The sequence below is a fragment of the Sphingomonas phyllosphaerae genome (assembly GCA_036946405.1).
GTDB lineage: Bacteria > Pseudomonadota > Alphaproteobacteria > Sphingomonadales > Sphingomonadaceae > Sphingomonas > Sphingomonas phyllosphaerae_D.
Window position 1 is genome coordinate 437,219 of sequence record JAQIJC010000001.1, and the last position, 12,464, is coordinate 449,682.

10 protein-coding genes are annotated in these 12,464 nt (G+C 66.4%); 6 read left to right on the forward strand and 4 right to left on the reverse strand.

Translation table 11 applies throughout. The features are described from left to right. Positions 1-395: 395 nt before the first annotated feature. Positions 396-1,490 carry a glycoside hydrolase family 16 protein gene (locus tag PGN12_01930; protein MEH3102650.1) on the forward strand — a complete coding sequence of 365 codons (1,095 nt, stop codon included), beginning with the start codon at positions 396-398 and terminating at the stop codon, positions 1,488-1,490. Positions 1,491-1,494: 4 nt separating this feature from the next. Here PGN12_01930 and PGN12_01935 read toward each other — a convergent pair whose 3' ends face one another. Then, positions 1,495-1,662: a hypothetical protein gene (locus PGN12_01935; protein MEH3102651.1), complete on the reverse strand. Its 168-nt coding sequence runs from the start codon at positions 1,660-1,662 to the stop codon at positions 1,495-1,497. A gap of 281 nt (positions 1,663-1,943) precedes the next feature. Between PGN12_01935 and PGN12_01940 the strand changes: the two genes are divergently transcribed. From PGN12_01940 to PGN12_01950, 3 genes are read left to right on the forward strand one after another with little or no spacing between them, the layout of a single operon-like run. Next, a complete protein-coding gene (locus tag PGN12_01940) occupies positions 1,944-2,876 on the forward strand; it encodes a hypothetical protein (GenBank protein ID MEH3102652.1) in 933 nt (310 codons plus the stop codon). Between the two features lie 35 nt (positions 2,877-2,911). Then, a complete protein-coding gene (locus tag PGN12_01945) occupies positions 2,912-3,691 on the forward strand; it encodes a metallophosphoesterase family protein (protein ID MEH3102653.1) in 780 nt (259 codons plus the stop codon). Then, positions 3,691-4,350 carry a hypothetical protein gene (locus PGN12_01950; GenBank protein MEH3102654.1) on the forward strand — a complete coding sequence of 220 codons (660 nt, stop codon included), beginning with the start codon at positions 3,691-3,693 and terminating at the stop codon, positions 4,348-4,350. Before PGN12_01945 ends, PGN12_01950 begins: the two co-directional genes overlap by 1 nt. 24 nt (positions 4,351-4,374) lie before the next feature. Here the strand turns inward: PGN12_01950 and PGN12_01955 are convergent, their stop codons facing one another. Further along, on the reverse strand, positions 4,375-4,713 hold the full coding sequence (locus PGN12_01955) for a hypothetical protein (protein ID MEH3102655.1): 339 nt from the start codon (positions 4,711-4,713) through the stop codon (positions 4,375-4,377). An 874-nt stretch (positions 4,714-5,587) separates the two neighbouring features. On the opposite strand from PGN12_01955, the gene PGN12_01960 reads away from it, so the two are divergent. Continuing rightward, positions 5,588-8,158, forward strand: a complete 2,571-nt coding sequence (locus PGN12_01960; protein ID MEH3102656.1) for a TonB-dependent receptor — start codon at positions 5,588-5,590, stop codon at positions 8,156-8,158. A gap of 73 nt (positions 8,159-8,231) precedes the next feature. After that, positions 8,232-10,253 carry a hypothetical protein gene (locus PGN12_01965; protein ID MEH3102657.1) on the forward strand — a complete coding sequence of 674 codons (2,022 nt, stop codon included), beginning with the start codon at positions 8,232-8,234 and terminating at the stop codon, positions 10,251-10,253. Positions 10,254-10,269: 16 nt separating this feature from the next. Here the strand turns inward: PGN12_01965 and PGN12_01970 are convergent, their stop codons facing one another. Both PGN12_01970 and PGN12_01975 read right to left on the reverse strand, forming a co-directional pair. Further along, positions 10,270-10,938, reverse strand: a complete 669-nt coding sequence (locus PGN12_01970) for a DUF6445 family protein (GenBank protein MEH3102658.1) — start codon at positions 10,936-10,938, stop codon at positions 10,270-10,272. Beyond that, entirely contained in the window at positions 10,935-12,446 is a 1,512-nt protein-coding gene (locus PGN12_01975) for a tryptophan 7-halogenase (GenBank protein MEH3102659.1), read from the reverse strand. The genes PGN12_01970 and PGN12_01975 overlap by 4 nt, the downstream gene beginning before the upstream one ends. Positions 12,447-12,464: the final 18 nt, after the last annotated feature.

Here is a 12,464-nt window from a genome sequence, read left to right on the forward strand (position 1 = left end):
GGGTAGCTCCGGGGTAGCAGAGCGGTCCGGTTTGGGTGAGAACAAATAGTGATCTCTCGGAACCGGATTTAGCTGGAGGCGGCGGAAAAGCTAGGGTTTTCGGATGTGCTCGGATTGTATGGGAGAAGTCCGCTGGCTCTTGGTAAGGCTGAGGTCGTGAGTTCAATCCTCACCGGCAGCACCATTTTCTGACGACGTCGCGCCCGAAGGTCCTGCGATCGTTCCGGATTTTTCGATCTCGTGCGCGCCTCGTCATCGCTGGAGAAGCTCACGCACCCACGCACCGGCAGGCGGGGCGATGGGCGCCGGAATTGGCCTTGAAAATCAATCGGGTTAACCGACAGACACCGTATCCATTAATCCGCGGTCAAGCGCCCGGTGCGAGAAGCCGGAGCATGAATTACCGTCATGCTGCGCTCTCCTCGTTGATGCTCACCAGCCTGGCTGCCTTGGCTGCCAGCCGGTCGAGCGATGCGCCCGCCACGACCGTCACGCCGGTGACTGTCGTCGCCAGCCCGCTGACGAACAACGGAAAAGCCTCAAGCCAGGCGCCGTCCATCGCCGCACCGACGAGCCGCACCGGCGCGCTTTCCGGCAGCCTCGCGGTCGCGGCGACCACCGTCGTCAGCCCGGCCTCGCCTTGCACCGGCAATTACGCGCAGATCAGCACCGCCGCGCTACCCGAGATCACCGTCAAAAGCGGCGGGATCAACGGCTGGGACGAGCGCTACAAGGGCCGCCCGCTCAGCCTGCTCAACGCCAGCGTCGATCATTGCCAGACCTTCGACGCGAACGTCAGCCTCGTCGGACCAATGCTTTACGCACGCGGACGCGAAAATTTCGGCCTCGCGAGCTTCGACGCAGCCGGTGGCGCCGCCTACAAATTCTACAACGGCAATCTGGTGCTCAAGGCCTATAAGGACGCAGCCGGTGCGCACGGCGGGTTGATCCAGTCGGTGAGCCCGGGGCAGGCCTATAACGGCGTCGCCATTCAGCCCAACCAGACCGGCTACACCTGTGCGGGCTGCTATTGGGAAGCCCGGATGAAGATGCCGGTCGCTTACGGGACCTGGGCAGGTTTCTGGCTGCTCAGCCCGGACGATCCCAAGAACCGCGGACACTTGGAGGTCGATGGCATCGAATATTACAGCCTCGGCAACAAGCGCGGCCACCACCACGCCACCCATCGCTGGTCAGGGGGCAAGTCGACCGGTAACAACGGCTACAGCCTGTCGGACGAGATCGGCAACGGCGACTGGCACACCTATGGCATCGACCTGCGCGGCATGGCGAAGATCGACGGCAAGCCCGCGATCGTGATCTACATGGACGGCAAGGAAGTCGACCGGCTGGTGGCCAGTGCCGATTACTTCACCACCCCTTTCTATTATCTGGTCAATCTCACCACCGCGTTGCCGAAGACCGGCGTAATCGACTATCCGCAAGCTTTGTGGATCGACCATGTCATCGCGTGGAAACCCCGCGCGTAGCACGTCAGTCCGGGCTGACGAAGGCCAGCGCCTCCTGCGCGATGCGCTCGATACGGCGGACGAGATATCGTCCGCCCTGCAACTCGATATACCCTCCCTCGGTCGGCATCTGATGCTCGTCGCGTTCACACAGGAACTTCTTCGGCCAATCCTGGCAATATGTCACCTTCATCGTTCCTGGCTAGATGAACGGCCCATGTCGTAGAATAGCGTTTACCATGCTGATTTCGCAGCATTTTGCGCCTCTCCTCGCTGGCTGTCCAATATTGGGGCAGGAGGGCGGGAGATCGCCGCATCGGCGCCGGCGCAGCATCCAGAACGGCGGATCGTGCCTCGCGCTCGCCGACGCTGTCACGGATACGCAAGCGAAAACGGACGTTTAGGTGTATCCTGCTGCGACGAGGCACGCGGGCTGTCGCGATGGTCATGCTGCCGTAGCAACGTGGAGGTGGCATGAGGAACACGACGTTACTCGGGGCAGCGGCCCTGACCACCCTTACCGCGGTCCCGGCGTTTGCGCAGGATCGTGCCCCGGACGATCGCCCCGCGCTGCAACGCGCGAGCTTCGAAGGAAGTGCGATCTCACCGTCGAGCGCCACCGCGACCGTCTCGGCGAGCAGCGTTCCGCAGGCAATGGAACGGCTTGCCGGTGACGACACGCGCGTCGACCTCTCGCTGGGGACGCTATACGGTGCCGGCAAGTTCGGCACGAGTTCGACGACGACCATCTGGAGTTCGGCGGCCAGCGCACGCGCGCATATCAAGAATCTGACGCTCTCGGCCTCCTTGCCGTGGATGCAGATTCGCAGCCGCTCGACGATCTTCACCGGCATCGATGCGACGCCGGTGCTGGTCGCGGCCGATACGTCGGCGACGAAGCGGACGGTCGACGGGTTCGGCGACCTGACGCTCGGGGCGGCCTATACGATCGCGCCCGCGGGGTCGCCGGTAGAGGTCGAACTGTCCGCACGCGCCAAGATCAACACCGCAAGCCGCAGGAGCGGCCTTTCCAGCGGCGCGAACGATTATGCGGTCGGTGCCGACGTTTCCGTCCCCTTGGGCACGGTGACGCCTTTCGCCTCGGTCACGTACCGCTTCCTTGGCGACACGAGCGCCTATGTGCTGCGCGACGGCCCGGCCGCTTCGGCGGGCGCGTCGATCGCTTTGGGGCGCGAGGCGTTCCTCGTCGCCTCCTATCATTATTCGAGCGCCGCCACCCGGCAGGTGGCCGCCGCGCACGAGCTGTTCGCGGGCGCGTCGCAACGGCTGGCGGGAACGCCGCTGCGCCTTACCGGCTTCGTCACCACCGGCCTGTCGCGCGGGGCCGCCGCGCTTTCGGCCGGGGCGGCGCTGTCGGTCGGGCTCGGCCCGCGCGCCGGCATGTAGCGCGCGGGCGGGACCCGGGAGCGCGGTAGACGGCCATGCATGCAGACCCTTACGACGACGGGCCCGAGCGGATCTACGCGATCGGCGACGTCCACGGTCGCCTCGACCTGTTCGGCGAGCTGATCGCGCGCATCGGGCGCGATCAGGAAGCCCGGCCGCCGGCCGCAACGAAGATCATCCTGCTCGGCGATATCGTCGATCGCGGCGGCGATGGAGCCGGCATGGTGCGCGGCTGCATGAAGCTCACCGCCGCGAGTGACCGCTTCGTGGTCCTGAAGGGCAATCACGAGGAGATGATGGTGCAGGCGCTGGATGGCGACCTGAAGACCTATCGCGCCTGGCTGGCATTCGGTGGGCGCGAGACGCTGCTCGGCTGGGGCGTCGATCCGGCGGCCGTCACCGCCGACGCGACACGATCGGACCTGCGCCACGCCGCCCAGACCGTCGGCCCGGAGGTGCTGATGTGGCTCGATCGATTGCCGCTGCATCATCGGTACGACGACTTCCTCTTCGTCCATGCCGGCATCCGGCCCGCGGTTCCGCTCGGGCAGCAGGATCCCGGCGACCTGCTCTGGATCACCGATGACTTCCTCATGTCCGACGCGGATCACGGCCTGACGGTCGTGCACGGTCATTCCGTCGTGGAGGACGGACCGGACGTGCGCGCGAACCGCATCGGGATCGACACCGGGGCATTTCGCACCGACCGCCTGACCGCGATAGGGATCGAGAACGGCCATGTCTGGTTTATGGATACAGCCGAACACGAGAATGCCATGCCGCTGTCGACCTTTACCGCTCCTGGTGAACGATGATGGATCCGCTCCATGCCTTTGCCGACGAGCGGCTGAACGCCGATCTCGCGGCGATATTGCGGTGGCGAGACGACAGGGAAACGCGGCCGGACACCGGGCGGCGCGTTGGTCTGGCGAGGATGCTCGGATCGCCAGCCGCATCGGCGACGCTCGGCGTGTCCTTCTTCCTCGCGATGCTGGGAACCACCGCCTATCTGATGTATACCCCGCGCAGTCCGACGACGATCGAGGCACCGCGCTCGCCCGCGATGATCGCGCACGAAACCGCGCCCGCTCCCTCCGTTGCCGAAGTCGCGGCGCCCGAAGCGCCACCCGAGGCTGCACGCATTGTGACGCCGCGCCCGCAAACGCCCGCGGTCTATGCCAGCCGTCCCGCCAAACGCGGAAAGTCTCGATCCTCATCCCCGTCGTCACGAGCCATCGCGCCCTTCGAGGCGGACACGTTGGTGATGCCCCCGGTCGTTCTCGAAGCCAGAAGGAAAAGCGATGGCGAGCGAGTGACGGACCTCGCGCAGGCCGTTGCGCCGACGCTTCCCCCCGTGCGCGCCGACGCCGTCATCGCACCGGCCGCGATCGAGGACGAGGGCGCGACATTGCAGGCGGCGCAAACCAGGCGCGACAGCGTGGCGGCGATCCGCGCCCTGCGACGTCAGTGGTAATACCGAGCCCCGACGAGCAGCCGCTCAGGTGTCATAATAATCGGAAAAGCCGATTTTCCGGCGCCGGTTCCACGTCCTGAGCGCCCAGATCGACAGGACGATCCCGCTCAACGGAGCGATCGACAGCAGGAGATTGCCGACGCTCAGCTCCATCATGTTGGCGATCACACACGAAAGCGCCGTCGCCGCGGTGTAGAAGATACAGGCGACCATGACCCGGCTTCTTCTGACGCGCTCGAGTGCCGGGAACGGCAAGACCACGATCAGCGCCAGCACGCCGAAGCACATCGGGACAAGCGCAGCAATCGGCAAGTCGTTGATATACGCCGAAACGCCAACGACTATTGTTGCGGCCACCGACATCAGACAGAATATTCGTAACAAGCCCATCGGCAACTTTCCTGTGCGAGCGCCCAGCCGCCGCTTGGGTCGTGCGCTGCCCGCGCTGAGTCAAGAGCGGAGTGATCCAACACGCGAGCGCCCCGCGAAGCCGCACCGCCGATAACTGGCTGCCAACACCTCCCAGCCTGCGACACGCGCACCGCCCGCTCGAACATGCCGCCAAGAATCATCCGCCAGCATCATCGGCTTGGTGGACGTTCGACGGTGTTCCTTGAGCATTTGATCCGACCAGCGACATCCTTTCACGCGAATATCGTCCCTTGATAGAGACGGCATCGGGCAGAAACGTCGCGTGCGGGCGCTTTGTTCATGGAGAGCCGATCGAACGCACCGCGCACCGTCGCACCCTGCCTGGATCGGCGCGGATACTTGCATCCGGGGCATGAAAATAACGCGGAAGACGGCACCCCGCCCTCAAGGCGCGCAACCGATCCTCGCTGCCGGTCGCTCTGACAATCAGGCCGCTACGACCGTCATGGAGTCTCGAGTGATAAGGGCGCGAAGCGCGCCTCGGCAGAACAAACGTCCATCATAACGCTCACACCGAATACTGGCCGAAGAAGCAGTGGCCATGGCGGCAGATCGTTACAAGCAGCACGCCCGCGTTTCCTCGATATCGTCGGCCAAGCCGATAAAAACAGCTTACGATTCATCGACATAAGCCCATACGTCATCGACCCTGTCTCTTTCAGGCCGCGTGAGCAGTTGCCATTTTATCACTCTGCCGTTCAATTTGAAGGACGACAGCGTCGGCCCATTGGCCCCGACGCGGACAATCTATAGTAACTACCCCCATGTCGTCCTTGCAACGGGCGGCGTGACTGGGGAGAGTATTATGTCTGATCGCCGCGCGCTCCGCGCTTTGCTGTTGGCTGGTTGCGCAACCCTGTCACTACCCGCCTATGCACAAACCGCCACTGCCCCCGAGCAGCAACAGGGCGATCCGCAGCAAGGCAACGGCGTCACCGGCGACGAACCCGGCCCCGATATCATCGTCACCGGGCAGACCACCCGCAACCGTCCGCTGATTACCGCCTCCGCCGACATCACGCTCGCCTCGCGCGACCTGATCGACCGCAAGGCGCCGCGGTCGACCGCCGAAATGCTCGAACTGGTGCCCGGCATCTTCGTCGAAGGCACTGCCGGCGCGGTCTCGAACAATTACTCGGTGCGCGGCTTGCAGGGCGGCGGTCAGCGCTTCGTGCAGTTGCAGGAAGACGGGATGCCGATCCTGTACGGCGGCGGCGGCGCGGACTTCTTCTTCGACCAGGATCTGACCATCGATCGACTGGAGGCGGTGAAGGGCGGTTCGTCGGGCGTGCTGACCGTAAACGGTGCCGGCGCGACGATCAACTTCGTGTCGAAGAAGCCGAACTTTGACCGCATCGAAGCGATCGGCCGCGCGACCTATTATAACTACGGCATGAAGCGCGGCGATCTCTATCTGTCCGCCCCGCTCACCGACAGGCTCGCTTTCAGCGTCGGCGGCTATTATCAGTCCAGCCCCGGCATTCGCGACAATCCGTTCGACTATAAGGGCGGACGTGTGAAGGGGATGCTGGAATATCGGCCGGACGCCGGGGGCTACATCCGCTTGTCGGCCAAATACGGCAATCTGGAGAATGCTTATTATGCCGACCAGCCATATCGCTATTCGAACGGCAAGCCCGGCGGCGTTCCGAGCCTCGACACGCAGTTCGGCAACGTCGGTGGCGATGCGTTCCGTAACATCCAGGTGCCGGTTTCGACCTTCGCCCACCCGCGCGGCTTCCGCCCGTTCCGCTACGAGGACGGCATCACCTCGAAGAATGCCGAGGCGCGCATCGACATGGAGGCGCCGGTCAGTGACAGCGTGCGCCTGTTCCTGCACAGCCGCTACATCAAATATTCGTACGACTTCAACGGCCTGTTCCCCGGCTCGGGGACGGGCAACGCCGGGCTGACCAGCGCGGTCAACTACCTTACGCCGGGCAACAATTCACCGATCAACGGGCTGCTGACGCTCGGCAGCGCGGCCTTCCCGACCGCGGCGCGCTTCGGCATCCGCAACCTGCGCACGGGCACGGTACTGGGCGCCAACCAGACCGCCGAACTCAACGCGCTCAACGGCAACGGCTTCCTGCAACGCACGACGCTCAACCACGACCGCGTCGACGGCAAGGATTACGGCATCAACGTCGGCGGCACGTGGGATTACGAGGGCGGGGGGTTCAAGAACTCGCTGACCGTCGGTGCGATGTATTACGACGTCACGCGCAACCAGGACCAGTCGGCGACCGCCAGCGTCGTCAACGACGTCCGCAGCAACAGCGACATCTACGATATCGTCGCGCTCGATAGCGCCAACGGGGTGATCGGCACGCTGACGGACAACGGCCTCGTCTCTTATGGCGATTGGGGCGCGGGAATCCGCAAGCGCAAGGATTCTGCGGTCTCGCTCTACCTCAACGATGAGCTGGCGATCGGCGACCTGCGCATCGACGGCGGCATCCGCTGGGAAAGCGACACCGCGACCGCGCTCGACGGGCAGTCGCTCGCCGTCAATCAGGCGGTGCAGCCAGGCGTCGTCGGCGTCGTGCGTGACGTCGGCTCGTCGTTCAACGGCCTCTATGCGCCCGCCAACCCCAGCCGGACCGATCGCTTCGGGCGGCGTACGCAGTCGAAGGCGGCCTATACGGTCGGCGCGAACTATCAATTCACGCCGCATTTCGCGGTCTATGCGCGCTACGCCGACGGCTTCCAGACCAACAACATCGATCCGATCACGACGATCGAGCTGTACGAGGCCGGCATCCGCTACCAACAGGGCAATGTCATCAGCGGCTCGGCGACGGTGTTCCAGACCAACTTCCGCAATCAGAACTACAATTTCGCCAATCCGCAAAATCCGTCACAGCAGCAGAACATCAACGCCGACCTGCGCACGCGCGGGATCGAGCTGGATCTCGCTATCCGGCCGATCACCTGGTTCTCGGTCGATCTGCAGGGCGTGCTGCAGCAGCCCAAATTGCTCGACCTGCAGCTCGACGGTGTCAGCCAGGGCGCTGGCTACGAAGGCAACCGCCCCGAGCGTACCCCCGCACGGCTGTTCACCGTTACCCCGGCGATCAAGCTGCCCAACGGGCTCGGCGAGATCTACGGTCGCTACAAGTACATCGGTCGCATCTTTGCCGATGCGGGCAACGGCGTCGCGCTGCCCAGCTATGGCGTGACCAGCGCGGGCATCACCGTGAACGTCAACGACCATATCCAGGCCAATTTCAATGCCGACAACATCTTCAACGTCATCGGCCTGACCGAAGGCAATCCGCGGCAGGGCCAGACGCAGGCGATCACCGATGGCTATTTCTACGCTCGCGGGATTCCGGGCACGACCTATGGGGGATCGCTGACGGTCCGGTTCTGACCGCTGCTATACCGGTGTCAGGGGCGGCGGGCGTAGCGGTACCCGCCCCCCTCTTGCGTGACGGAGAGTCAGGATGAACAAGCGCACGCGTACGGCACTGATCGTGGCTTCCGCGCTGCTGGTCGGCGCGGCAGGCCCGGCGAGCACGCGCCCCGAACTCGCCTATCGGCTGACCGAAGGCGAGAACCTCAACGCCTTCGTGCGGGCGGGGCCGGTCGCCGCGCACCTGCTGCTGCGCAACGGTACGCAGCCGCGCATCCTGGTCGGCTTCCCCGCCGGTAACAGCGGCGTCGGCCTGTGGTTCGGACAGACGGCCACCGCGGTGACGTGGCGGCTCGACCAGCCGCCGCAGCCGCTGACGCGCGGCGCGTTCAACGGCGTCACCGCGATCGCGAGCGTCACCGCACTGCGGCTGGAGCCGCGGCAGGCAGTGCTGTCGAATATCCGGTTCCTCCGCGACTATCAGGCGGTCGGCACGTTCCCGCGCGAGCTGGCGACCGATCCGATCGTCAGCGGCGACACGATGACATGGCGACGCCAGCGCCTCGACGGTGCGCCGGGGTACGAATTGTCGTTGCGCGTCCTTGCCGGGCGGATCGAGCGCGGGGCGATCGTCGCGGATCGCGCCGGACGCATCCGGCTCGCGATCACCGCGCTGACCGGCGAGCGGGCGCTGACCCCGATCCCGGTCGGTCAGCTGCTCAACGATCGTGCCGCCGCCGATCCCGCAGCGCGACAGGCCCTCGCCTTCCTCAGCTATCGCGAGAAGTTCCTTGCCGGCTCGTGGCGCTTCGACACCTATTTCGGGCGCGATACGTTGATGTCGGTGCGATTGCTGATGCCGGCATTGCGTCCGGTCGCGATCGAAGCCGGTCTCGATGCGGTCATCGCGCGCCTCTCGCCGGGGGGCGAGGTGGCCCATGAGGAAGGGATCGGCGAATATGCGATCGTCGCCAACCGCAAGGCCGGGCGCGACGGTGACGCCGCCGAACTCGACTACGGCATGGTCGACGACGATTACATGCTCGCGCCGGTCGCCGCCGATTATCTGCTCGGTGCAGGCGCACCGCGGGCGACCGCCTATCTCGCGACCCCGATCGTCAGCGAGAGTGTTCCCAGGCAGCGGGAGGCGACCGGTGCCGCGCTGGTCCGCAACCTGCGGTTCGTGCTCTCGCAAGCCAAACCCTTCGCGGACGCGCCATCGCCACGCCATCTCGTCGCGATCAAGCCGGGGCGCATGACCGGCGAGTGGCGCGACAGCGAAGAAGGGCTGGGGCGTGGCGTCTACGCCTATGACGTCAACGCCGCGCTGGTCCCCGCCGCGGTCGCCGCCACCGACCGCTTGCTGCGCGCCGGATTGCTCGATCCGTATCTCACCGCCGCGGACCGGCGTGCCTTCGGTGCGGCGGGCACGATCGCGCAGGTGTGGCAGAAGCGCGCACCGCCGCTGTTCCGCGTCACCGTTCCCGCCGCCACCGCGATCGACGACGTGCGCCGCTATGCCGGGACGCTGGGCGTACCTGCCGCACCGGCGCTGGCCGCGATCGGGGACGCGCCGGTCGTCTTTCACGCATTGTCGCTCGACCGCGACGGCACGCCGGTGAAGATCGTCAACTCGGACGAAGGATTCGCTCTGTTGTTCGGACGCCCGGGCGCCGAGGACCTCGATACCTATGTCGGGGCGATCATGCGACCGTTCCCGGCCGGGTTGATGACCGATATCGGGCTGCTCGTCGCCAACCCGGCCTTTGCCGATGCCGCAGCGCAGGCGCGCTTCACCCCCGCCGCCTATCATGGTGCGGTGGTCTGGTCGTGGCAGCAGGCGTTGCTGGCGGCCGGTCTGGCGCGACAGCTCGCGCGCGACGACCTGCCGCCATCGACGCGCACGCGGCTGCGGAACGCGCAAGCGGCGCTGTGGCGCGCGATCGGCGCAGGCAAGACGATCCGCGGTTCCGAGCTTTGGTCGTGGGCGTACCGGGATGGCGGATACCGGATCGTCGCGTTCGGCGCCGGCAAGTCCGACGTCGACGAGTCGAACGCCGCGCAATTGTGGAGCACCGTCTATCTCGCGGTCCAGCCGCCGAAGGCGCGGTAGAGCGCCCCGACGATCCTCATTCCGCCGCGAAGAAGCCGGTAACCGTCAGTCGTCCGGTGGCCGGGTCCGCCGGCAGCACCGCCCCCGCCGGGATCGCGCCGGAATGGAGCAGCCGGCTGCGATAGAGCAAGGCGCGATTGTAGCCGCCGGGCCAGCAGGCGAGCTGCTCGAACAGCGGCGTGTCGCCCGCGACATAGGCCGCCGGCGGCGGGGCGGTGGCGATGTCGCGGCGCAAGGCGGCGAAATAGGCCTCGCGGCGGGCCGGGCCGACCGTCTCGAACCCGGTCGTGCGATGGCGGTAGAAGCCGGTGCCATCGGTTCCTTCCGGGACGAGATAGTGGATCAACGCCAGCCGGTCCGGCTCGAAGGCGTCGACGTGCGGCACCCGCTGCTCGATGGTCAGCGCGGCCGGCGGCGTGGTCACGATCGAGAACCGCGCCTCCAGCACCGACAGGCGCGCGGCACCGAACACCTCCCGCGCCACCCGCGCGATCAACGCGCCGTGCTGCCGGAGATAGTCGTCGGGCACGGCGGCGGCGATGCCCGGATAGTGCCGCCCGGCCGGCGCGAAATCCTGCCGACCCGCATCGCGGCGCCACGCGGCTGGATCGTCCGCGAACCCGTCGATGATCGCGACCGGCTCGCCCTCCGATCCGACACGGTGGACGCTGACGCGGCGCGTCATCGCGTCGCCAGTACCGCATCGTGGAGCGGCAGCGTCGGCACCGCGCGCGCGATCACCCCCGCGATCTGATCGAGCTGCCGGCGGTTGGTCGCGGCGTCGAGTGTGTCGGCAAGCGGCGCATGCGCGATCGCGTGCACGCCCTGCCCCTCCAGCACCGCCAGCCAGCTCGCTTCGCGGAACAGCTCGTCGGCATCCAGCATCAACCGGCCGCTGCGTCGATACTGCGCTTCTTTCTGGACCAGCGTGTCGGGCAGCGTCATCGCCCGTGCCGCGCGCCACAGCGGCGCGTCATGCCCGGCGGTGGCGTGATAATGCAGGATCAGGAAGTCGCGGATCCCGTCCATGTCGCGCCCGAACAACATATTGAAGCGCGCAGCCAGCGCCGGATCGCACTCCGCATCGGGAAACAGCGTGATGAGCTTGGCGATCCCGCTCTGGATCAGGTGGATGCTGGTGGACTCGAGTGGCTCGAGAAACCCCGCCGCCAGCCCGATGCCGACCACGTTGCCGCGCCACGCCTCGCGCCGGAACCCGGCGGTGAAGCGCAGGAAACGCGGCTCGCCGAGTGCGTCGCCATCCAGATTAGCGAGCAACGTCGCCGCCGCCTCGTCGTCGCCCAGATGCGCGCTGGCGTAGACATAGCCGTTGCCGGTGCGATGCTGGAGCGGGATGCGCCATTGCCATCCGGCGGCGCGCAACGTCGAGCGGGTGAACGGCGTCGTCGTCGCCGCCCGCGTGCATGGCACCGCCACCGCCCGGTCGCATGGCAGCCAGTGCGACCAATCCTCGAAGGGAGCGCCCATCGCGCCGCCGATCAGCAGCGCGCGGAAGCCCGAGCAGTCGATGAACAGCTCCCCCTCCAGCCGCTCGCCGCGATCGGTGGCGATGGCGGTCACGAAGCCCGTGGCCGCGTCGCGCTCGACATCACGCGCGATCCCTTCGTGTCGCACCACCCCACGCGCTTCCGCGATCGTCCGCAGATGCCGCGCGTACAGCGACGCGTCGAAATGATAGGCGTACCCGAGCGTCGAAAGGATCGAGCGCGCATCGTCGACCGGCTTGGCGAACCGCCCCGCCGCCGCCAGTTGCGCGGCCAGCGAAAAGGCCGACAAGGGGGTCGTCAGCCCCTCGGCGCGCGCGCGCAGCCAATGCTGATGGAAGGGTACGGCTCCCAGATCGACCCCGAACCGCCCGAACGGGTGGAAATAGCGCGAACCCGGCCGCGCCCAGTCGACGAACTCAATCCCGAGTTTATAGCTCGCCTGCGTCGCGGCGACGAACGCTGCTTCGTCCAGCCCGATCAACTGGTTGAACCAATGAATCGTCGGGATCGTCGCTTCGCCGACGCCGACGGTCCCGATCGCATCGGACTCGAGCAGCCGGATCGACAGCGTATCGCCGAACGCCGCGTTCAGCCCGGCGGCGGTCATCCATCCGGCGGTGCCTCCGCCCAGGATGACGACCTGTCGAATGCGCCGCGGCGCTGTCATCGGATCGTCCTGCGTCATCGACCTTGCCCTAGCATA